The sequence below is a fragment of the Flagellimonas zhangzhouensis genome, from assembly GCF_900102925.1.
Classification (GTDB): domain Bacteria; phylum Bacteroidota; class Bacteroidia; order Flavobacteriales; family Flavobacteriaceae; genus Flagellimonas; species Flagellimonas zhangzhouensis.
The window spans coordinates 505,173-528,984 of sequence record NZ_FNKI01000002.1 but is presented as its reverse complement, the minus strand read 5'-3'; the positions used below and the strand labels follow the sequence as shown (position 1 = coordinate 528,984).

Here is a 23,812-nt window from a genome sequence, read left to right as displayed (position 1 = left end):
AAATAAATACTAAAAACATCGACAATAACGGCAAAATACCGCAAAAATTCGCAGTCGTCCAGTTTTTTTTAACAAAAAAAGCATCTTATTGCATGATTTGCAGTTTTTTGCATATATTTGAAATTAACTTTTCAGCATTTTGCTAGAATATTATTTATTTTCTTATGTACGAGCCTTATCAGGAAGAATTAAGATTTGAAAAAATTCACACAATTATCCATGGCGATTCAGAAACAGCTTCATTATCTGTAGCTAACGAAATTGCCAGCTTGATTAAGCAAAAACAAGAACAGGGCACAAAAGCTGTTCTAGGATTGGCAACAGGATCCACACCTGTAAAAGTTTATGATTACTTGGTTCAATTTCATAAAGAAGGAAGACTGAGTTTTAAAAACGTGATCACCTTTAACTTGGATGAGTATTTCCCAATGGAACCAGACTCTATCCATAGTTATGTTCGTTTTATGAACGAGCACCTTTTCGACCACATCGACATTGAACCCCACAACATCCACATTCCCAATGGGAATATTGCTATGGATGAAGTAAAAAAGTTCTGTGAAGATTACGAAGAAAAGATCAAAAATGTAGGCGGTATCGATATTCAGATTTTAGGTATTGGTCGTACCGGACATATTGGTTTTAACGAGCCAGGTTCTACATTGAGCAGTAAAACCCGTTTAATACGTTTGGACCGAGTTACAAGACTTGATGCCGCAAGCGATTTCTTCGGAGAGGAAAATGTGCCAAAAAGAGCCATTACCATGGGTGTGGGAACCATTATGGCTGCCCGCAAAATCATCTTAATGGCGTGGGGAGAAGGAAAAGCAAATGTTATAAAACAGGCTGTTGAGGGAGAAATTAAAGAATCTGTTCCTGCAACTTTCTTGCAACATCATGAAAATTGCGACTTTGTATTGGATGAAGCTGCTGCCTCTTCCTTAACAAGAATTAAAACCCCTTGGTTGGCAACTGAATGTGAATGGAACGAAAAATTGATCAAAACCGCGACCATTTGGCTTTCAGAAAAATTGGACAAAGCCATTTTAAAATTGACCAATGAGGATTATAACGAATACGGAATGGGAAGCCTTATCGCTGAGGTAGGTTCTGCCGAACAGATAAATCTTCAAGTATTCAACCAACTACAACGAACTATTACTGGTTGGCCCGGGGGTAAACCCAATGCTGATGATAGCCAAAGGCCCGAAAGAGCACAACCCCATCCTAAAACTTCATTAATATTCAGTCCCCACCCCGATGATGATGTTATTTCCATGGGAGGAACATTATTACGATTGGTGGATCAAGGGCACAATGTGCATGTGGCTTATCAAACCTCTGGAAACATTGCGGTTTTTGACGATGAGGTAATTCGCTTTTTAGACTTCGCTACTGATGTTCAAAAGGATAACAAGGACCTTAAGAAAAAATTCAAGGAAGTGCGAAAATTCTTGGCAAGCAAAAAGCCAGGAGAATTGGATAGTCCGGAAGTTCAAGAATTTAAAGGCTTGATCAGAAAAGGTGAGGCTTTGGCAGCATGTAGGTATTGTAATGTACCTGAAGAAAATGCCCATTTCCAGAACTTACCTTTCTATGAAACAGGTGCGGTTCGTAAAAAACCACTTTCGGATGAAGATGTACAACTAACTTATGACCTTCTAAATAAAGTCAAACCGCATCAAATATTTGCTGCAGGAGATTTATCAGACCCCCATGGAACACACAGGGTATGTCTTCAGATCATTTTCAAGGCCTTGGAAAAATTGAAGGAAGACAGAGTCGAATGGTTGAGAAACTGCTACGTGTGGCTCTACAGAGGAGCTTGGCAGGAATGGGATATTGCCGATATGGAGATGGCCGTACCGATTGGACCAAAAGATATGGCCAGAAAAATCAATGCTATTTTCAAGCACCAGTCCCAAAAAGACAGTGCTATGTTCCCCGGTAACGATGAAAGGGAGTTTTGGCAACGAGCGGAACAACGAAACAAGGAAACAGCAAATAGATACAACGCACTTGGCATGGCCGAATATGAAGCAATGGAAGGCTTTGTGCGTTACCACTTTTAATTCAGACAGACTCTAAACTCGAAAACTAAACTCAATTAAATTTAACTACTCTTTTTATGCTAAAACTTCATGACTATTTAGGATTGAGGTTCCGGTTGGTGCTTTTTGCACTCTTGGCATCTACGCTCTCTGCGTTTGCCCAGAGTCAATACACCTTTTCTGGAACCGTTACAGAAACCGGCACCAACCAACCGTTGGCTGGTGCTTCGGTATTTATTGAAAACTCATCATTCGGTACAGTTACCGATTTTGATGGGAACTACAGCTTTACTGCAACATTGGAATCAGGGGAGCATAACTTGGTGTTCAGTTCACTAGGTTTTACCTCTCAAAAAATTGTGATTTCTGCAGGAGGAAGCCTTACCATTACCAACGACGTTGCACTTGCGGAAGACCTTTTGAGTCTGGACGAAGTTATTGTCACAGGTTCTGGAGCAGGAGTTAACAAAAGAACTCTTGGTAATGCAATATCTTCGGTAAAAGCTGAAGAATTGACCGATAATGGGGCCACTCAGATCGATCAGGCCATTGCGGGTAAAATTACGGGTGCTCTGGTACAACAAAACTCTGGAGACCCTGCTGGTGGTATCAGCATCCGATTAAGAGGACCTAGTACCATTGCGGGTAACTCAGACCCGCTGTACATTGTGGATGGAATTATTATCAGCAACTCGAGTAATGAGTTGGTAGACCTTGGGGGTAATACGCAAAACAGACTGGCGGACATTAACCCTAACGACATCGAAAAAATCGAGGTGATCAAAGGGGCTGCCGCTGCTGCAATCTATGGCTCTAGAGCAAGTAATGGTGTGGTTCAGATTTTCACCAAAAAAGGTCGTACAGGTGATCCAAAATTCACTTTCATGACCAATGTTCGGGTAAACGAACTAAGAAAAGAAATCGATTACAACACGGTTCCACTTGCTTGGGAAGTTCCTGGTGACAGAACAAATTTGGACACTTATGAAGTAGAACGTTACAACCTTCAGGACGCTTTCTTTGACACTGGATATGGAATTGAAAACTACTTGTCCATGACTGGCGGTTCACAAACTACATCTTACTATCTATCTGCATCGCATTTGGATAATGATGGGATTGTGGAGAACACCAATTTCAAGAGATATGGATTTAAAGCCAACTTGACTCAAAAAGCTTTTGATTGGTTGGATATTACTGGAGGTTTCAACTATGTTCGCAGTGTAAGTAAAGATGTGCCCAATGGAGGGATCAACAATGCATACGGTGCCATTACTGGATTTGTATTTAGTGATAACTCCATAGATCCTTCACCTGATGAATCAGGTGTGTTTCCTATTACTTCTCCAGCGGTACCAAGAACCAACCCTGCTGAAGCAGTTGCCCGTTTCGATTTTGGTCAAAAAACAAATCGTTTTATCACAAGTATAGCTTTAGATGCCAACTTCAATAAGCATTTGAGTGCCAAATACACTTTGGGTATGGATTATTACAACCAATCGGCTACAGCTTATATTCCGATTGGAAACACTTCTCCAAACCCTGATGGATATGCAAGAAGAGCCGATTTGAACAATTTCCAATACAACTCGGACCTTAATGTAACCTATAAAACACAACTTACTGATGCCATCAACTCCACTTCAACATTAGGTGGTTCTTGGCAATATGAGGAGCGTGATCGTGTTGGAATCAATGCAACAGGACTTCCACCCGTCGTACAAACTGCTACAGGCGGTAGTATTTTGGAACAAGGTGAAACAAGATCCCAAATTTCGTATTGGGGAGCATTTTTCCAGCAATCGTTCTCTTTCAACGATAAAGTATATGTAAACGGTGCTGTTCGTATGGACGGTGCGTCAACATTCGGAAAAGACGAACGTAATCAGCTGTATTTCAAAGCCAGTGGATCTTACGTGATTTCTGATGAAGATTTTTGGTTGGATACCTTCGGAGAAACCTTCAACCTATTTAAAATTAGAGCCTCTTGGGGGCAAGCAGGTAACCTGACTGCTTTGGGTGCATTCGACAGATTCTCAGTTTACAACCCATCTGCATTGACAGGCTCGGTAAGTCTTATTCCTTCTACAGCTCAAGGTAATGAAAACCTAAAACCAGAAAGACAGGACGAAATTGAACTTGGTTTTGATGCTGGTCTTTTTGAAAATAGATTGGGTATCGAATTTTCATACTACAAACAAAAAGTAACAGACCTATTATTGCCAAGAGTCTTGGGTCCATCTAGTGGATTTAGCTCAAGATTTGAGAATGTTGGAAATTTGGAAAACACAGGTTTCGAAGTGCTTTTGAAAGGTGCTCCAATCAGAACTCCTGATTTTAATTGGGACGTTACCGCTACTTTTTCAACCAACAAAAATGAGGTGACCAGTGTTGCAGGTGGTGGCCGATTAACGTTAGCGGGAAGTTTCTCTACCAACTACGTTATTGAAGGTGAGCCTCTAGGTGTATTCTATCGTCAATTCTATGCAAGAAACGAAGATGGATCTATCGCTTTGGATGAAAATGGTTACCCATATAGAGGTACAACCGAAGATGGTGAAGCTTCCAAAGTAATAGGAGATCCAAACCCAGACTGGTTCGGTTCTTTGATCAATGAGTTCACCTACAAAGATTTTGGACTTAGAGTTCAGTTTGATGCCGTACAGGGTTACGATGTTTTCAACTGGAACAGAAGATTGCTGGATAACGTTGTGTTCGGAGGAGGATATAATGTTGGACAAGAATTGTTGGGCAACCGTCCTAAAGGCTACGGAAGTGCACAGGCAAACATTTTTGAAGAATTCGTAGAAGATGGATCATTTGTAAAACTTCGTGAGGTAGCATTGAGCTACAACCTTAAACCAAGCTGGGAATATATCGACAACATTAAGTTCAGCTTAGTGGGTAGAAACCTATTCTCTTGGGACGATTACTCAGGATGGGATCCAGAAGTAAGTGCTGCTGGACAGAGCAACGGAGTACGTGGATTTGATTTTGCAACAGTGCCAATTCCGAGAACTTATCAGTTAGGCGTTAACGTAAGCTTTTAATCTTAAAAAAATTGACAATGAAATTTTACAGATATAACACATATAAGCTGATGTTCTTGCTAACCACTGTTTTGGCACTTACATCATGCGAAACCGATTTTGAAAACCCAAATGCCGCAACCAGCGATCAGGTATTCTCCTCAAGAGAGGGAATCTTGGCCGCTACCATAGGAATGCAAGAACTGTATTCCACCTCTGGGGTTCGGTATATAGTAGAAACTCCTGCCATCACTACAAGAGAGGCAGGAATTACCACCACATTCCAGAACATGATCGATTTGGAAGATGGTGGTGACATTCCAAATACAAACTCAAATGTGGTTGGTTTATGGACCACCATGCTAAGAGTAATTGGAATAGCTGAGGATATTTCTGCCAATGCTTCCTTTATCGATATTGACCCAGGAACACAGAGCGGATTGATTGCCTACGCAAATCTTTATCATGCAATGAGTATTGGTGCCATGGCTCAAAACTACGAGCAAGTAATTGTTGCCACATCTGAGGACAATCCTCCATTTATTTCACGTATTGACGCATTCAACACAGCAGTGACGTTATTAACAGAGGCTAAAAACATTATTGCGTCCAATCCTATTTCAGCTGAATTCGAATCGGAGATTTTGCGTGGTGAAATCGATTTGGAAAACACCCTGGATGCCATGTTGGCCAGATTTAACCTGTATGCAGGCAACTACGATGCAGCTATTGTAGCTGCTTCCGAAGTAGATCAAACCTCAACTTCCGTATTCACTTACGATTCCCAAAACTTGAATCCTATTTGGAGCCGTGTTTACCAAAACGGTACACCAAACTTTAAGCCTAGGGACAAATTTGGTTTACCAGATAGCTTTGTGATTGATGAAAATGACGGAAGGATTGATTTTTATTTGATTCCTTTGGATGAATTGAACCTAAACCAACTTCCAATTGAAGATTTGGCTGGTTTCTTTCTAACCGAATCAGATGAAATTCCTTTGTATTTGCCAGATGAAATGAATCTAATCATTGCCGAAGCAAACCTAAGAATCGCTTCGCCAAATACTGGAGCAGCGGTAACTGCATTAAACTTGGTGCTTACCGATACCGATGATGCATTTGGAATCAATGCAAATTTACCAACCTATGCTGGTGACACTTCGGTGGATGCTTTATTGGATGAAGTTTATAAAAACAGAAGAATTGAATTGTTCTTAACTGGAGCCAGCTTGGAAGACAGCAGAAGGTTTGGAAGACCTGAACCTACACCTTCAGTTCAAAATTTTGATGAGGAACGCAATAGAAACTTCTATCCTTACCCTAACACGGAAAGAGATAACAACACAAGCACTCCTGCTGATCCAGTTATTTAAAACATTATGTTTTTAAGTTGTTAGTTGTTTAATTAATCTTGAAAAGGCCTACATTTAATGTATACGTAGGCCTTTTTTTTAGCTTATATATGCGTCGATTTATATACATACTTCCTTTCCTGTTTCTATTGTCTTGCGCTACGACCAAGGCTCCACAAAAAGAATTTAGAGGTGTATGGATAGCTACAGTGGCCAACATAGACTGGCCAAAACATCCAAACGATGATGTTGCCAAAAAAAAACGAGACTTCATCGAAATCCTGGACTTTTATCAAAAATTGAATTTCAATGCCGCCATCGTTCAAGTAAGAACGGCGGGCGATGCACTCTACCCTACCGATTTTGCCCCTTGGTCTAGATATTTGACAGGCAAAGAAGGTTCAGCTCCAGAAGGTTTCCAAGAACCTTTAAAATGGATGATCAAAGAAACCCACGCAAGAGGCATGGAATTTCATGCTTGGCTCAATCCGTACAGAGCCACCGTAAGTCTTGACACAACACTACTCTCCAAAAATCACGATTACTATCTTCATCCCGATTGGATCGTTACGTACGGAAACAAAAACTACTACAATCCTGGACTTCCTGAGGTCAGGTCAAAATTCAATAAAATTATAGAGGAACTGGTCATAAATTATGAAGTGGATGCCATTCACTTTGATGATTATTTCTACCCCTATAAAGTAGAAGGCGAAACATTCGATGACGCCGAAACTTTTTCAACATACGGCCTCGAAGGTCAATCTTTGGAAGATTGGCGCAGAAGCAATGTGGACTCTCTGGTGCAAAATGTGCATCAAACCATAAAAAAACACAAACCTTGGGTACAATTCGGAATCAGTCCGTTCGGGGTTTGGAAAAACAAAAGTACCGACCCCATGGGTTCCGAGACCAAAGCTGGGCAGACCACTTATGAAGATTTATACGCAGATCCTTTACTTTGGGTGCAGAAAGGCTGGTTGGATTACTTGGCGCCTCAAGTTTACTGGAGTATGGAGTATCCCGTGGCATCCCATAAAGTCATTACTTCATGGTGGAACCAACACACCCCCAACACCAATTTATACATTGGGAACGGCACCTATAAAATCAAGAACAATGCCGACAAGGCTTGGAATAAAAAGAATGAGATTCCAAAACAATTGAACATGGCAAGGGAATTGGACCATGTTGACGGAAATATTTTCTTTAGCGCCAAATCTTTGATTGGGCAACATGAAAAAGTAAATACGAAACTCAAAAAAAGGTTTTACAGCTATCCCTCTGAAAACCCTGGCCCACTTAACAAATTAGTACGCGATGTACAATTGCCAGCTATCAAATCAGTACAACAAAACCAGCAAATTTTAGAGATCTGTATTTCACATACCGATAGTGTACCAAGATTCATCAACATTTACAATTTCCAAAAGGGTGACCATCAACTCATCGGAAAAGAATATCTTTCTGAAAGTGATACCGAAGGATGTTATCAATTTCAATTGACCAAAAAACAGTTACGCAACAATATTCAAATCAATATAAGTGATGCTTTTGGTAATGAAAGTACCATGCAGCAACTAAACATAAATTAGACCCATATGCAGGACATGCTTGTACGACTTTTGGACCTACCTGATATCTCCGAAGAGGAAAAATTCCTTTTCAAGAATGAAGGTATTGTCTTTAAAAGACCCATAAGACCAGAAAAAAGCATTGTTGTGGATTGGGTTGGAAAACACTTCAGCAAAAATTGGGCGGATGAGACCGAAGCCGCCTTCTATTCGCTACCTGTAAACTGTTTTATCGCCCAACGGAGACAAGAAATTCTTGGTTTTGCTTGTTTTGAAAGTACCGCTAAAAACTTTTTTGGCCCTACAGGTGTTTTAGATGAAGAAAGAGGAAAAGGAATTGGCAAAATCCTATTGGTAAAATCATTGGTGGCACTAAAAAAAATGGGATATGCCTATGCCATTATCGGTGGGGTCGGCCCTGCCCCTTATTATGAAAAAACGGTAAATGCCAAGATTATTGAAGGTTCAGAAAAGAGCATTTACCAAAACCTTTTAAAACAACCCAAATGAATGTAGCTCCTAAAGACAAAAATGCATGGTTGTGGATTCCATTTTTATACTTCACACAAGGTATTCCGTACATTCTTGTGGTTACAGTTTCTGTGATCATGTACAAGAGATTGGGTATTGGGAATGCAGAAATAGGTTTGTACACCAGTTGGTTGTACTTACCTTGGGTCATAAAGCCACTTTGGAGCCCCATTGTAGATCTTAACGGAACCAAAAGAAAGTGGTTTTTGAGTATGCAATTGGTCATTTCATTGGCATTTTTGGGCATTGGACTCTTTTTACCTTCCAACTCTTTCTTCACGATCACCCTCGCTTTCTTTTGGATGGCAGCCTTTGCTTCTGCAACCAACGACATTGCTTCGGACGGTTATTATATGATTGGTCTAACACAAAAAAAACAATCTTTTTTCATAGGACTTCGAAGTACATTTTACCGTTTGGCGATGGTAACAGGACAGGGACTATTGGTAATCTTTGCAGGCTACATGGAAAACAAATACGGAGACAATACAAAAGCATGGTCCATCACCATGATCTGTGCAGCCGTTTTAATGATTGCCCTTACGATATCCAATTTTTTCACCACACCCAAGTTTGAAGAATCAAACACGGAATCCAAAGAGAAACCTGCTGGTTTTTTTGAAGTTTTTGCCTCCTTTTTTAAAAAACACCAAATTGGACTTGTTTTAATATTTATCCTCACCTATCGCTTGGGAGAATCGCAATTGGTAAAAATGGCATCTCCATTTTTATTGGATAAATTGGCAGTGGGCGGATTGGCCTATTCCACCGAAGCCGTAGGAACCATTTATGGCACTGTGGGCATTATTATGCTGTCACTCGGTGGGATTTTGGGCGGCATCCTAATTTCTCGCGATGGATTAAAAAAGTGGATGCTTCCCATGTTATTGGCCCTTAATTTACCTAATGCGCTGTATGCCGTTCTTGCCATCACACAAACCACAAGTCTGTATGCGGTTGTGGGAACCGTTGTGATTGAACAATTTGGTTATGGCTTTGGATTTGCGGCCTTTATGATGTACTTGATCTATGTGGCCGAAGGGGCATCCAAAACCTCCCACTACGCCATTGCAACTGGATTTATGGCTTTGGGAATGATGTTACCCGGAATGCTGAGTGGCTATATTCAGGAATGGTTGGGATATGATGGCTTTTTTATATGGGTGGTAATTGCCGCACTACCCGCTTTCTTTGTATTGCGATTTTTAAAATACCCAGCAGATTACGGTAAAAAAACGGCCGAACCCAATGACTAAAACAGAATCAAAATATACACTTCCAACTGAACCGTTGACCCTTAAGCAAAAAGTAGGTCAACTGTTTATGCCTGCAGTTTTCATCAACGATACCGAAGAAGAGGTACAGAAAATGGAAAAGCTCATTAAAGAGCAATATGTGGGATCTGTTTGCTTTTTTCACAGTAGAGCCAGTGCAGCTACTAATTTTGAAGGAAAAAAGAAGATTGTATACAACGAACAGAGCTATAATCGATTATTGGAATTGATCGATCGATACCAAAACGCAGCATCAGTTCCATTATTGATTGCCATTGATGCCGAGTGGGGACTCGCCATGCGCATTGAAAATACACCACAATTACCTTACGCAATCACACTTGGTGCCTTGACCAACAACAATGATCTTATCCAAAAAGTCGGACAGGCCATTGGAAATGATTGTAGGGCAGCTGGTGTGCAATGGAACTTGGCACCTGTTGTGGACATCAACAACAATCCCGAAAATCCTGTAATTGGGCACCGCTCCTTTGGAGATGACAAATCTAGTGTTCATGAAAAAGCACAGGCATTCCTTAAAGGAATGTCCTCAAGCGGAACCCTAAACTCTATAAAACATTTTCCTGGTCACGGGGATACAGCGACTGACTCCCACTTGGGTTTGCCCGTTATCGATAAATCCATGGAAGAACTCATGGAGAATGAGCTGTACCCTTTTAAAAAATTGATTGAATCAGGTATAGATTCGGTTATGGTAGGGCATTTACTATTACCACAACTGGATAAGGAGCACCCTTCTACAACCTCTTCCAAAATAATATCCGATGTATTGAGAAAACAATTGGGTTTTGACGGTGTGGTGATTTCAGACGCCTTGAATATGCATGCCGTTTCCAAAAAATACCCTGAAAAAGGAAAACTGGAACATGCCGCATTTATGGCTGGAATGGATGTGCTTTGTTTTAGTGAGAATGTCGTAGAAGGCATAGAACAAATACTAAATAATGCAACAGGAGAACGCATTAATGAAAGCTTTGAAAGGGTTTGGCAATTAAAAAAGAAAGCTTTTGAACTACAGCATCCTGCTGAAACCAAAAGTCTTAGTGCACCTTATGAATTAAATCGAGAAATTGCAGTACAGGCTATTACAGAATTATATGGCGACCCTTCTAAAATCAACAAGATAAAAACTGGCAATTTTCTTAATGTTTCCGTCAATTCTGATAAAGAAAACAGTTTTGCAAAGCAAATTTCGTCGAATTTTGGACCAGAAGTCATGGATTTGGAAGACCTAACCGTTGATAATGACCAACAAATTGTATTGAGCATCTTCCCTCCCGCTGTAAAACCAAAAAATCAATTCGGTTTTGACAACAAAATATTAGGGAAGATTCAAGAGGTTATTGCAAAACACGACCCACTAATTTACTTGTTCGGTAATCCTTATGTTTTGGATATTTTAAAATTGAAACCAAATTCAAATGTGGTCTTGGCATATCAAGATTTCACTGCATTTCAAGATATTGCGTTCAAACACTTTTTAGGAGAAATCCAAAGTAAAGGAAAGCTACCCATTCAACTAAAGACTTTTGGCCATGAGTGATGCGATAAAATCATCCTGGAACAAAAATGCGGAAGAATGGGTGAAAATCATCCAAAATGATGGAATTCCATCTAGAAAATTCACCAATCCTGCCATATTAGAAGTGATTAAAGAATTAAAAGGAAACACTATTGTTGACATTGGATGTGGTGAAGGTTGGTTGACTCGCGAACTGAAAAAATTTGGTTGGAAGGCCACGGGTTTGGATGCGACCGAGGATTTAATAAAAGAAGCACGCAAACAAAGCGATCAGACCTTTGAAGTATTCACTTTTGAAGATATTATCCAAGGGGAAAAATTGCCGAATGCACCTTTTGATGCAGCTATCTTCAATTTCTGTTTGTATCTAAAAGATGGCCTTCTTGAATTACTATCCAATACATTAAAACAACTTACATCCAACGGATCCCTAGTTATTCAAACGCTGCACCCCTATTTCCTTTTACAAAACGACCTAGCCTACAAAAGTCAGTGGTTTTCGGACTCATGGAAAGGTTTACCAGGTAATTTCACGGATGGACATGCGTGGTACGCCCGAACCATGGAAGATTGGATCAAAGAACTGAACAAAATTGAACATTTTCAATTTAACATTAAGGAAGTCTTGAACGATGAAGAAAAACCGATTTCCCTCATCATAATAATCAAAAAGATATGAGCACTTATAAAGTTTTGGGCCTTATGTCTGGAACCTCTTTGGATGGGTTAGACATAGCCTATTGCCATATTTGGGAAGAAGATGAAAAATGGCACTTTTCCATCAATAAAACAGCAGAAATCGATTATTCCGATGATATGCGGGAATACCTTAAAAATGCCATTCACCTGTCCGAAGAAGACCATACACAACTTCACAAAGATTATGGAATTTGGCTGGGTCAACAATCCAAAGCATTTATTGACGAACTGGAGGAAGAAATTGATTTTATAGCCAGTCACGGACATACCTCCCACCATCGCCCTGATGAGGGTGTCACCTTTCAATTGGGAGATGGGCAATTGTTGGCAAATACCTCTGGCAAACAAGTGGTTTGCGATTTTAGAACCAAAGATGTATCCCTTAAGGGACAAGGTGCTCCATTGGTTCCCATCGGTGACAAATTGCTGTTCCATGAATATGATTTTTGTCTAAATCTGGGTGGAATCAGCAATATCTCCTTTGACAAAGATGGAAAGCGCATCGCTTATGATATCGGATTGGCAAATATGCCCCTCAATTACATTACCCATAAAATGGGATTAGCCTATGATGAAAATGGACAAATAGCAAGCTCTGGAAAATTAAATCATGTACTACTCCAAAAATTGAACAGTCTCCCCTATTACAACCAACCCTACCCCAAATCCACGGGCTACGAATGGTTCTCGGCCGAGATCATTCCGTTAATTGAGGGAAGTAAAATTTCCAACGAAGATTTGTTGCACACCTTTATCCACCACAATTGTGAGCAAATCGCTTTTGCTGTGCTCAAATATAAAAACAATGGTAAGTCCATCAGTAAATTGTTGGCTACGGGTGGAGGAGCGCTCAACACCTTTTTTATGGAAACACTGCAAAATAAATTGGGCTCCAGTGTTGAAGTAGTAATACCCAACAAAACCTTGATTGCTTATAAAGAGGCCTTGGTTTTTGCTTTAATGGGCGTACTACGGTTGGAAGGCAAGACCAATGTGCTAAAATCCGTTACGGGTGCAACATCCGACTCTTGTAGTGGCGAAGTCTTCTATCCAAACCAAGATTGATTAGGAGGCAGCCACTCGCTTTCTTTTGGGTAAATGGGTCAGAAGGAAAAGTGCCAAAGCAACCATTCCGCAAATAGCCAAGCCTGCAAATAACGGCCAAACACTATCTTTTACAAAATCACCAATAAAAGTCGCAATCGGAATGGATAGTACGGTAGAAATAAAACCATTAATCGCTGCTCCAATCCCTGCAATATGCCCAATAGGCTCCATGGCAATAGAACGGAAATTACCCCACATAAATCCTAAACAAAAGAACTGAACGGAAAGAAATCCGACCAAAACATATATGTTAGGATTGGGTGAATTCAAAAAAACAATAGAATAGGTCAAAGCCACTAAACAAAAGACAATGGTCGCCATCAATGACAATCGGCGCATTCCAAAACGCATCACCATGGTTCCATTCATAAAGGTGGACAATCCAATGGAAATGGCCAGTCCTGCAAAAATGTATGGAAACACTTCTTTTAAGGCATATTGGTCTTCAAAAATGTGTTGCGCTGAACTCAAATACACCAAAAAAGCCCCTGTTACCAATCCAGAAATCAAGGTAAAGGCAATGGTTTCCCTGTATTTTATAAACTCCTTTACCCCATCCACAAACACGTGCCTGGTAAATGGAATTTTATATTCGGGGTGCAAGGTTTCTGCCTGTCGTTTCCAAAACCAATAGGACACAACAAGTACAAAAAACATTTGCACATAAAAAATGCCTTGCCAACCCGATGCATCCAAAATGAGTTTACCAATGGCGGGAGCCACAACGGGCACCAAAATGAAAAATGCGGTAACAAACGACATGATCTTGGCCATGTAATCTCCCTCGTAGGAATCTCGGATAATGGAAATAGCGATGGTTCGTGGAGCTGATAAACCGATTCCCTGAAGAATCCTACCAATTACCATAATCTCTAAATTAGGGGCAAATAAGCAAATTACACTGGCAATTAGAAAAATAGAAAATCCAACGTAAACCACTGGTTTTCTTCCAAAACTGTCAGAAATGGGGCCAAAAAACAATTGTCCAACACCCAATCCCAAGAAAATCATGGTCACCAAAAGTTGATTGTCCGTTGGGTCTGTGCTGTTTATCGCTTCACCAATATTGGAAATGGCAGGTAAAATGGCATCAATGGCCAAGGCCACAATAGACATCAAAGCGGCCATCATGGCCACAAATTCAAAGTTTGGTTTCTGATTTTGCTTTTGCATTCGGCAAAATTAGGCATACCCAACGTACCAATAAAGGTTTTAAGAAAGTATTAGTGTTATGTTATTACTATATTTTGGGGTAATTGTCAGGTCGAGCGGAGTTGAAATCAATTGACTTAACTTTACTATGTTTGATGTCAGGTCGAGCGCCCGCCTGTCGGACGGACGGGCAGTCGAGACCCTCCCAAATCATGAACCTATACTTTGTTTACATATTAAAATGCTCTGATGGATTAACCTACACTGGCATCACCGATAATATAAAACGAAGATTATCTGAACATCAAGGTGGTTTAAACAAAACCTCTTTCACCTATAGCAGAAGACCTGTACATCTTATTTTTCAACAAGAATTCAATGATGTTTTGCAGGCCATCTATTTTGAAAAGAAAATAAAGAAATGGAGTGCCAAAAAGAAATTTGCTTTGGCTGCAGGGGATTTGAATCTCCTTCAAATTTTGTCTGAATGCAGAAATGCTTCGCATCATAAATATAAATTAGACTAACCTTTATGTCTCGACTGCGCTCGACATGACATAATGCCCAAATGATAGATTGAAAGAATATTACCTACATTTAACAAGTAAAATCTAGCCATGGTAGTAAAGTTTATTGAATCCACCTATGATTCAGTCAAGGATAAGCTTAAAAATCCATTTTATGGAACTCTTTTCATAGTTTGGATAATTAGAAATAGGGAATTTATCTTCAACATCTTTTTTAATGAGGATATTAATTCAGATAAACGTCTTGAAATTATAAGACAACACTTTTTGAATTGGGATTCCTTTTTAAAGCTAATTGGAACCATCTTGATTAGTTTAGGACTTATGGCTTTAATTTATATTTCGTTAAACTTATCAAGGTTTATTGTTGAGTTTTCTGAAAGAATGGCCAGGCCTTGGATACAAAAATTGTTTAGTAACACTAGCATAGTTAGTAGGGAGGACTTTGTTGAATTAGAAAAAGAGCGTGATTATTTCTATAAGAAATATTCAGATGAAAGAACTGAAAAGACGAGACTTCAAAGAGATTTAGATCAACTTTTGGAACAAAATTTAGAATCAGGAAAATCCAATGATAAGCAATCAGGCAATGTTGTTTCAGTAAGTAAAACACCAAAAGCTATAAAAGACGACCCAAATAATAGAATAAAATTAATTGTCGATAAATGGAAAACAATCCGACCTAGTTATTATACAGATTTTAAAAAGCTTTTATCTTTCAATCAAAGTGAAATGAAAGTAATAATGGTTGATTCAAAAATGACTGATGTGGGCTCGATAAAAGAATTTAAAAATAAAGGTTTAATCGAAATGATAAATCACACTGGTTCACACTACTATAATTTTACAGAATTAGGAGATAACTTAGCCCATTATATTAAAAATCATGATGATAACAAATCATAACGGAATGTTTCCATGCTTTTTCCATGGTGTAGGAATTTCCTTTTTCTCCAACATCGCAAAAGTCTTCAATAATTTGCTTCGGGTATTTTCAGGAAGAATCACCTCATCTATAAAACCGCGTTTGGCCGCACGATAAGGATTGGCAAATTTATCCGCATACTCGGCCTCTTTCTCTTTTAGTTTAGCTTCAGGATCATCGGAAGCTGCAATTTCGCGTCTAAAGATAATCTCACTGGCACCCTTGGCTCCCATCACTGCAATTTCTGCAGATGGCCAAGCAAAGTTAAAGTCTGCACCAATATGTTTGGAATTCATCACATCATAAGCACCACCGTAGGCTTTGCGTGTAATCACGGTCACTCTGGGTACCGTCGCCTCACTCAAGGCATACAATAATTTTGCCCCATGCATAATAATTCCACTCCATTCTTGGTCGGTTCCAGGCAAAAATCCTGGTACATCTACCAATACCAATAATGGAATATTGAACGAATCACAAAAACGGGTAAATCGGGCCGCTTTGGTGGAACTGTTCACATCCAACACTCCCGCCAAAAACATAGGTTGGTTGGCAATGATACCTATACTTCTTCCACCTAATCTAGCAAAGCCAGTGATAATATTCTCAGCATAATCCTTATGGATTTCATAAAAGGAATCCGCATCAATAATCCCACTGATCACCTCATGCATATCATATGGTTTGTTGGGATTATCAGGGACTATATTCGATAATATTTCACGAGTTTCATCACCCAACTCATAAGGCAATTTGGGTGTTTTTTCTTTGTTATTTTGAGGGAGATAATCCAACAATCTTCGGATATCGTCCAAACAAGCTGCATCGTTGGTGGATGTTTTATGGGCAACTCCCGATTTCACGGCATGCGTACTCGCTCCTCCTAATTCTTCGGAAGTTACCGTTTCATTGGTTACTGTTTTTACTACGTTTGGACCTGTCACGAACATATAACTGGTTTCTTCCACCATTACAATAAAGTCGGTCATGGCTGGGGAATACACTGCCCCACCTGCACACGGCCCCATAATGGCCGAAATCTGTGGAATCACTCCTGAGGCCTGCACATTTCTGTAAAAAATATCGGCATAGCCACCTAAGGATTTAACCCCCTCCTGAATTCGTGCACCTCCCGAATCGTTAAGTCCGATCATGGGCGCACCTACTTTCATGGCCAAATCCATCACCTTACAGATTTTTTCGGCATGGGTTTCGGACAAAGCACCTCCAAAAACGGTAAAATCTTGGGCAAAGACATACACCAATCTCCCATTTACGGTTCCATATCCCGTTACCACACCATCGCCATAATATTGCTCCTTATCCATTCCGAAGTCTGTGGTTCGGTGGGTCACCAAAATGCCCATTTCCTCAAAAGAATCCTCATCCAAAAAATAAAGGACGCGTTCGCGGGCGGTGAGCTTTTTCTTTTGATGTTGTTTGTCAATTCGTTTTTGACCTCCCCCCAAATGGGCTTCGGCAATTCTTTCCTGTAGTGCTTTTATTTTGGATTCCATGGAATTCAGTTTGAAGGTAATCGTACTATTTTTTTGTCTTCCAGATGTTGATAAAAGGCCATCATGGCTACTATTTCCGCTTCGTTGGCGGTTTGTTTCTTTATCTTATCTGGAGCATAATAATTCTTTACAAAGTGAGTGTCAAAATTCCCTGATCTAAAGGCTTCGTGCGCAAACACAAAACTTCCGAACGGTAAGGTGGTCTGCACCCCTTTTACTTTATAATTTTGAATGGCATCGAGCATCAACTCAATGGCCTCTTCCCTAGTTTTACCATAGGTAATAAGTTTGGAGAGCATTGGGTCGTAGTAAATCGGAATATCCATGCCCTCACTAAAACCATTATCCACACGAATTCCCTCACCAACAGGCAATTGATAAGTTTCCAGATTTCCCACACTCGGCAAAAAATCGTTTAAAGGGTCCTCGGCATACACCCGAAGTTCCACTGCATGACCATGAATCTTTAAATCCTCTTGTTTCATGGGAAGTGCTTCGCCCCTCGCCACTTTAATCTGCAATTCCACCAAATCCACACCCGAAATTAATTCGGTTACAGGGTGCTCCACTTGCAGGCGGGTGTTCATTTCCAAAAAGTAGAAATTGTGATCAGCGTCCATCAAAAACTCCACCGTTCCAGCTCCAATATAATCACAGGATTTGGCCACTTTACAGGCTGCAATTCCCATTTCTTCCCGCAATTCGGGGGTTAAAATGGCCGAAGGCGCTTCTTCCACCACTTTTTGGTGACGACGTTGCACGCTACATTCCCTTTCAAAAAAGTGCAGCACATTGCCGTGAGTATCTGCCATCACCTGCACTTCGATATGCCGCGGTGATTTCACATATTTCTCCACAAAAACAGAACCATCACCAAAGGCGGATGTTGCCTCACTTATGGCTCGTTTCATACCAGATTCAAGGTCTTCTTCCTTTTCTACGATGCGCATTCCTTTCCCTCCACCTCCTGCGGAAGCTTTGATCAAAATAGGAAAGCCGACTTCGTTGGCAATCTCATGGGCCTTAGCCACATCGGTAATAGCCTCATCAATACCAGGTACCATAGGAATATCGTAGGCTTTTACCGTTTCCTTGGCAGCCAATTTGCTCCCCATGATTCGAATTGCTTTGGATTTAGGCCCAATAAATGTAATACCACTCTTTTCTACCGCTTCGGCAAAATCCGCATTTTCACTCAAGAACCCATAGCCAGGGTGAATCCCATCCACGTTAAGTTCCTTGGCCACTTCGATGATTTTGTCTCCTTTCAAATAGGATTGATTGGAAGGAGCTGGGCCGATGCAAACTGCTTCGTCAGCAAATTGCACATGTGGCGCATTCCTATCCGCCTCCGAGAATACGGCTACGGTCTTAATGCCCATTTTTTTAGCGGTTTTCATTACGCGAACCGCAATTTCGCCCCGATTGGCGACCAAAATTTTCTTCATGATGTTTTATTGAAATTCAATCAACAGTTGTTTCTTGTCAACAGCATCACCTTTCGACACACTAATTTTTTTGATGACCCCATCCCGTGGAGAAGTGATAATGTTTTCCATTTTCATGGCCTCCAAAATCAACAATTGATCCTCTTCGTTCACTTCTTGGCCCTCTTCCACCAAAATATCCAAGATCAATCCTGGCATGGGAGCGGCGATGGAATCCACATTTTTTCCTCCAGCAACGGCAAAGCCCATTTTTTCTATAAGTTCATCCAAAGGGGTGAGGATAGAAGCTTTATGTTCACTCCCATTTACACTGATGGTGTATGTTCCTTTGTTAAAATTGGAATCGAGGATTTTAATGTGGTAAGACACTCCATTTTTCAATAAATGAAAGGTGTTTTCACCTGTTTTAATTAGGTCCAACGAAGCAATTGTATCCTTGGAAAGTTTAAAGTCAAAGCTCTCGTCTACCTTGACCGTATACGAATGATCCATATAAAAGGTTTCCATTGGTTAGCTTGATAAATATAAGGTTAATGCACTAGAAATCACACAAAGCTATACCAATTAAGCAGGATTAATTATGACATTGATCATTTATTGTTTTTCTTGTAATGGCTAATTATGTAGTGGCGTAATCAAGCTTCAAAAACAATCATTTGCTTACTTTTGATGTCAAAATTTGAACTATGCTGATACTCGGGATTGCGGGAGGTACTGGATGCGGAAAAACAACCGTGGTAAACCAAATTGTGGAACAACTTCCCGAAAATGAAGTGGGGGTGATTTCGCAGGATTCCTATTATAACGACCTATCCCATTTAAGCCGTGAGGATCGTGCCAAAATAAATTTTGACCACCCGAATTCGATAGATTTTGACTTAATGATTTCGCATATGGAAGAGTTGAGGCGAGGAGAAACCATCCAAACCCCTATTTATTCCTTTGTGGAAGAAACCCGAATGGAAGAGACCGTTCCCACTGAGCCAAAAAAGGTAATGATCGTAGAGGGAATTTTGGTGCTTACCAATCCGAAGTTGAGGGATATGTTCGATATTAAAATATTTGTGCATGCCGATTCCGATGAACGATTGATTCGCCGATTGCAGCGCGATATTCGGGAACGTGGTCACGATTTGGAAAAGGTACTTACTCGATACCAAACCGCGGTAAAGCCCATGCACGAACAATTTATTGAGCCCTCAAAAGAATTTGCGGACATCATTATCCCAAACAACCATTACAATACAGTGGCCGTTGATATTGTTAGAACCATCATCAACAATAAATTATAGGCAAGATGGGCTTCAAGGATTTGAAAAAGAAGAGATGGTTCAAAACAATGACGAACACTTATGTGTTGGTATTGACTGTTTTTGTGATTTGGATGGCGTTTTTTGACACCAATTCGCTCTTGATTCATTTGGAACTGAGGAATGAAATCAAAAAGCTGGAAAAACAAAAGGACTTTTTAAAAAGTGAGATTGCCAAGGACAAGGAAATTTTAGAGAAGATGTCGGATGAAAAAGAACTGGAAAAGCTTGCCCGCGAAAAATATTACATGAAAAAGGACAACGAAGAAATCTTCTTGATTGAATACGAGGATAGTTTAAAGAACAAACAAAATGAGCAAGACTGACCTATTTGATGAGTTCCCCGATGTATCTGCAAAGCAGTGGAAACAAAAAATACAGTTCGACCTCAAAGGGGCCGATTACAACGACGCCCTAGTTTGGGAATCTTTGGAGGGTATCAACGTTAAGCCTTTTTATAATGCTGAAGACACTCAAAACATCCCCACTTTTACATTACCAAAAGGCCATGATTGGTCGGTAGGACAATCCATTTACGTTGGAGATGCTAAGAAAGCCAACAAAAAGGCTTTCGATGTGCTACAAAAAGGAGTGGAAAGTTTGATTCTCAACATTCCGACAGAAGAAACGGATTTTGAAACCTTGTTTTCAGACATCAATTTGGAAGGGCTGGAACTCTATTTCCATTTTGAGTTTTTGGCGGTTGAACCGATTAAAAAACTGGTTCAATTCCTTTCAAATAAAAAGGCAAAAGCTCATTTATGTATTGATATTATTGGACATTTGGCCCAAGATGGCAATTGGTACCACAATCTGGAAAAAGACCATGAATTGTTGACCAAAATCTTGTCGCTGGGCACTTCGGACATTTCCATTTTGGGAGTTGACCTTTCACTCTATCAAAATTCGGGCGCCAATATGGTGCAACAATTGGCCTATGGTTTGGCCCACGCCAATGAATATTTGAATCATTTTGCTACTTCGAGTTCGGTCGAGAAGTCTTTTCCTATCACTTTTAAGGTGGCCGTTGGTAGCAACTATTTCTTTGAAATAGCTAAAATTAAAGCCTTGCGGTGGCTCTGGAACAGTTTGGCCTCGGAATATGGCATTAAAAATCCGTGCTCCATATTGGCAGTGCCCTCCAAACGCAACAAAACCCTTTACGATTATAATGTGAACATGCTTCGAACTACATCTGAATGTATGTCGGCAGTTTTGGGAGGAGTAGATACCGTTTGTAATTTGGCCTACGACTCCATTTATCATAAAGACAATGAATTTGGGGAACGTATCGCTCGAAACCAATTGTTGCTTTTAAAAGAGGAAAGCTATTTTACCGAAGCATCACAGATTGCAGAGGGTTCCTATTACATTGAATCGCTAACAAATCAACTTGCCGAAAAAGCATTGGCCTTGTTCAAACAAATAGAAGCCTCGAGCGGGTTTTTGGATGCTTTAAAAAAGGGAACCATCCAACAAAAAATAAAGGAAAGTGCAGATAAGGAACAACAACTTTTTGACGATGGCACTTTAGTTTCTCTTGGAACCAACAAATATCTGAATCCTCAGGACCGCATGAAAGATGATTTGGAGCTCTACCCCTTTGTAAAAACAAAGCCGCGGAAAACCATCATTACCCCAATTATTGAAAAGCGCTTAGCCGAAGCTGTTGAACAAAAAAGATTGAACGATGAGTAGAAAAGATCTTCAACAATTGAAATTGACTGTCAGTTCGAGCGCCGTCGAGAACAAAAACTACGGCCACGAAAACTTTGCTGCAGGAATTACCCCTTTTTTACGTGGTCCCTACTCCACCATGTATGTGCGCAGACCTTGGACCATTCGTCAATATGCAGGGTTTTCCACCGCAGAAGAAAGCAATGCTTTTTACAGAAGAAATTTGGAGGCAGGTCAAAAAGGGCTTTCCGTTGCCTTTGACCTCCCCACCCACCGCGGTTACGACTCGGACAACGAAAGAGTGGTAGGCGATGTAGGAAAAGCAGGGGTCGCCATTGATTCCGTGGAAGACATGAAGATTTTGTTCAACGGTATTCCTTTGGATAAAATGTCAGTTTCCATGACGATGAACGGTGCCGTGATTCCAATTATGGCCTTTTATATTGTGGCCGCATTGGAGCAGGGTGTTTCCATGGAGCAACTTTTAGGAACCATCCAAAATGATATTTTAAAGGAGTTTATGGTGCGAAACACCTACATCTACCCTCCTACGCCCTCCATGCAAATTGTGGCCGATATATTTGAATTCACCAGTCAAAAAATGCCCAAATTCAACAGCATCAGTATATCGGGCTATCACATGCACGAAGCTGGGGCACCTGCTGCCATGGAGTTGGCATATACCTTGGCCGATGGCATTGAGTACATTCGAACTGGAATTAAAGCAGGGCTGAAAATCGATGAATTTGCTCCTCGACTTTCTTTCTTTTGGGGCATTGGAATGAACCATTTCACTGAAATTGCCAAAATGCGTGCAGGCCGTATGCTCTGGGCCAAATTGGTACAGGATTTCAAACCCAATAACGAAAAATCACTCATGCTCAGAACCCACAGTCAAACCAGTGGGTGGAGTTTAACAGAGCAGGATCCTTTTAACAATGTGGCACGAACCACGATTGAGGCGATGGCAGCGGCTTTTGGTGGCACACAGAGTCTTCATACCAATGCATTGGATGAAGCCATTGCATTGCCCACCGATTTTTCAGCACGTATTGCAAGAAATACGCAGATTTATCTGCAGCAAGAAACCAACATCTGCCGTACCGTAGACCCATGGGCAGGAAGTCAAACCGTTGAAAAATTAACCAACGAAATTGCCGAAGAAGCTTGGAAATTGATTGAAGAAGTGGAAAAGTTCGGTGGCATGACCAAAGCCATTGAAAAGGGAATTCCCAAAATGCGCATTGAAGAAGCTGCAGCCAGAAAACAGGCTCGAATTGACAGCGGACAGGATACTATTGTTGGGGTGAACAAATACCAATTGGAGAACGAGGACGATCTTCAAATTTTGGAGGTGGACAATGCCAAGGTTCGTAAACAGCAAATGGAGCGGTTAGACCAAATCAAAAGTACTCGCGATCAAATTGCTGTAGAAAATGCTTTGAATGCTATTAAAGAAGCAGCCAAAAAAGCCACCCAAAACGAATCTGACCGCGGAAATTTATTAGCTTTAGCTGTAGAAGCGGCCAAAGAACGTGCTACTCTTGGTGAAATAAGCGATGCCATGGAAACTGCATTTGGTCGTTACAAAGCAAAAATCCAATCCTTTACTGGCGTGTATTCCAAAGAAATCAAAAACGATAAAAGCTTTGAAAAGGCCCAAAAAATGGCCAATGAGTTTGCTGAAAAAGAAGGACGCAGACCACGAATCATGGTGGCCAAAATGGGTCAGGATGGACACGATCGCGGCGCCAAAGTGGTAGCAACAGGTTATGCGGACCTTGGTTTTGACGTGGATATTGGGCCATTGTTTCAAACCCCAGCAGAAGTTGCCAAACAAGCCGTAGAAAACGATGTGCATATTTTAGGGATATCATCCTTGGCTGGTGGACATAAAACGCTTGTTCCAGAAGTGGTAAAAGAACTCAAAAATTATGGCCGCGAAGACATTATGGTGATTGTTGGTGGTGTAATTCCTAAACAGGACTACGACCATCTACTTTCAAATGGTGCGGTGGCCGTCTTTGGACCTGGTACAAAAATCGCGGATGCCGCTATTGAAATCCTCAATATTTTGTTGGATTAACCTGCCTTAA

Annotated in this window: 19 protein-coding genes; 15 read left to right on the top strand and 4 right to left on the bottom strand. The window is 40.6% G+C overall.

The genetic code is table 11. The features are described 5' to 3' along the window. Positions 1 to 164: 164 nt before the first annotated feature. The 9 genes from nagB to BLQ18_RS09210 all read left to right on the top strand — a co-directional run bounded on the left by nagB (position 165) and on the right by BLQ18_RS09210 (position 13,118). Positions 165 to 2,072: a glucosamine-6-phosphate deaminase gene (nagB, locus tag BLQ18_RS09250; protein WP_090294684.1), complete on the top strand. Its 1,908-nt coding sequence runs from the start codon at positions 165 to 167 to the stop codon at positions 2,070 to 2,072. Positions 2,073 to 2,128: 56 nt separating this feature from the next. After that, positions 2,129 to 5,101, top strand: coding sequence for a SusC/RagA family TonB-linked outer membrane protein (locus BLQ18_RS09245; RefSeq protein ID WP_090294682.1), 2,973 nt, complete (start codon positions 2,129 to 2,131; stop codon positions 5,099 to 5,101). Between the two features lie 17 nt (positions 5,102 to 5,118). Then, positions 5,119 to 6,453, top strand: coding sequence for a RagB/SusD family nutrient uptake outer membrane protein (locus BLQ18_RS09240; protein ID WP_139150382.1), 1,335 nt, complete (start codon positions 5,119 to 5,121; stop codon positions 6,451 to 6,453). An 89-nt stretch (positions 6,454 to 6,542) separates the two neighbouring features. After that, positions 6,543 to 8,027 carry a glycoside hydrolase family 10-like protein gene (locus BLQ18_RS09235; RefSeq protein WP_090294678.1) on the top strand — a complete coding sequence of 495 codons (1,485 nt, stop codon included), beginning with the start codon at positions 6,543 to 6,545 and terminating at the stop codon, positions 8,025 to 8,027. A 6-nt stretch (positions 8,028 to 8,033) separates the two neighbouring features. Next, positions 8,034 to 8,516 carry a GNAT family N-acetyltransferase gene (locus BLQ18_RS09230; protein WP_090294675.1) on the top strand — a complete coding sequence of 161 codons (483 nt, stop codon included), beginning with the start codon at positions 8,034 to 8,036 and terminating at the stop codon, positions 8,514 to 8,516. Beyond that, positions 8,513 to 9,793, top strand: a complete 1,281-nt coding sequence (locus tag BLQ18_RS09225) for an MFS transporter (protein WP_090294673.1) — start codon at positions 8,513 to 8,515, stop codon at positions 9,791 to 9,793. The genes BLQ18_RS09230 and BLQ18_RS09225 overlap by 4 nt, the downstream gene beginning before the upstream one ends. Then, positions 9,786 to 11,375 (top strand): glycoside hydrolase family 3 protein, encoded by a 1,590-nt coding sequence (locus BLQ18_RS09220; protein WP_090294670.1) that lies wholly within the window; start codon positions 9,786 to 9,788, stop codon positions 11,373 to 11,375. The genes BLQ18_RS09225 and BLQ18_RS09220 overlap by 8 nt, the downstream gene beginning before the upstream one ends. Next, positions 11,368 to 12,033, top strand: coding sequence for a class I SAM-dependent methyltransferase (locus BLQ18_RS09215; protein ID WP_090294667.1), 666 nt, complete (start codon positions 11,368 to 11,370; stop codon positions 12,031 to 12,033). The genes BLQ18_RS09220 and BLQ18_RS09215 overlap by 8 nt, the downstream gene beginning before the upstream one ends. Continuing rightward, complete coding sequence (locus tag BLQ18_RS09210) at positions 12,030 to 13,118, top strand: anhydro-N-acetylmuramic acid kinase (RefSeq protein ID WP_090294663.1); 1,089 nt, start codon at positions 12,030 to 12,032, stop codon at positions 13,116 to 13,118. The genes BLQ18_RS09215 and BLQ18_RS09210 overlap by 4 nt, the downstream gene beginning before the upstream one ends. Here BLQ18_RS09210 and BLQ18_RS09205 read toward each other — a convergent pair whose 3' ends face one another. After that, the gene (locus BLQ18_RS09205; RefSeq protein ID WP_090294660.1) at positions 13,119 to 14,333 is read right to left on the bottom strand and encodes a multidrug effflux MFS transporter; all 1,215 of its coding nucleotides are present in this window, start codon (positions 14,331 to 14,333) and stop codon (positions 13,119 to 13,121) included. A 191-nt stretch (positions 14,334 to 14,524) separates the two neighbouring features. Between BLQ18_RS09205 and BLQ18_RS09200 the strand changes: the two genes are divergently transcribed. Beyond that, entirely contained in the window at positions 14,525 to 14,839 is a 315-nt protein-coding gene (locus BLQ18_RS09200; protein WP_090294657.1) for a GIY-YIG nuclease family protein, read from the top strand. 90 nt (positions 14,840 to 14,929) lie between these two features. Further along, positions 14,930 to 15,745, top strand: a complete 816-nt coding sequence (locus BLQ18_RS09195; RefSeq protein ID WP_090294651.1) for a hypothetical protein — start codon at positions 14,930 to 14,932, stop codon at positions 15,743 to 15,745. Here BLQ18_RS09195 and BLQ18_RS09190 read toward each other — a convergent pair. The 3 genes from BLQ18_RS09190 to BLQ18_RS09180 are packed head-to-tail and all read right to left on the bottom strand — an operon-like array spanning position 15,740 to position 19,221. Next, a complete protein-coding gene (locus BLQ18_RS09190; RefSeq protein ID WP_090294649.1) occupies positions 15,740 to 17,281 on the bottom strand; it encodes an acyl-CoA carboxylase subunit beta in 1,542 nt (513 codons plus the stop codon). The genes BLQ18_RS09195 and BLQ18_RS09190 overlap by 6 nt on opposite strands. Positions 17,282 to 17,286: 5 nt before the next feature. Further along, complete coding sequence (accC, locus tag BLQ18_RS09185; RefSeq protein ID WP_090294646.1) at positions 17,287 to 18,729, bottom strand: acetyl-CoA carboxylase biotin carboxylase subunit; 1,443 nt, start codon at positions 18,727 to 18,729, stop codon at positions 17,287 to 17,289. A gap of 6 nt (positions 18,730 to 18,735) precedes the next feature. Further along, positions 18,736 to 19,221, bottom strand: a complete 486-nt coding sequence (locus BLQ18_RS09180; protein ID WP_245668097.1) for an acyl-CoA carboxylase biotin carboxyl carrier protein subunit — start codon at positions 19,219 to 19,221, stop codon at positions 18,736 to 18,738. A gap of 194 nt (positions 19,222 to 19,415) precedes the next feature. Here BLQ18_RS09180 and udk point away from each other — a divergent pair, with 194 nt between their 5' ends. Genes udk through scpA form a run of 4 tightly spaced genes read left to right on the top strand, consistent with a single transcriptional unit; the run spans position 19,416 to position 23,802 of the window. Beyond that, positions 19,416 to 20,021, top strand: coding sequence for a uridine kinase (gene udk / locus BLQ18_RS09175; RefSeq protein ID WP_090294641.1), 606 nt, complete (start codon positions 19,416 to 19,418; stop codon positions 20,019 to 20,021). A gap of 5 nt (positions 20,022 to 20,026) precedes the next feature. Further along, positions 20,027 to 20,365 (top strand): FtsB family cell division protein, encoded by a 339-nt coding sequence (locus BLQ18_RS09170; RefSeq protein WP_090294638.1) that lies wholly within the window; start codon positions 20,027 to 20,029, stop codon positions 20,363 to 20,365. Then, positions 20,352 to 21,737, top strand: coding sequence for a methylmalonyl-CoA mutase subunit beta (locus BLQ18_RS09165; protein ID WP_090294635.1), 1,386 nt, complete (start codon positions 20,352 to 20,354; stop codon positions 21,735 to 21,737). Before BLQ18_RS09170 ends, BLQ18_RS09165 begins: the two co-directional genes overlap by 14 nt. Continuing rightward, on the top strand, positions 21,730 to 23,802 hold the full coding sequence (gene scpA / locus BLQ18_RS09160) for a methylmalonyl-CoA mutase (RefSeq protein ID WP_090294632.1): 2,073 nt from the start codon (positions 21,730 to 21,732) through the stop codon (positions 23,800 to 23,802). Before BLQ18_RS09165 ends, scpA begins: the two co-directional genes overlap by 8 nt. Positions 23,803 to 23,812: the final 10 nt, after the last annotated feature.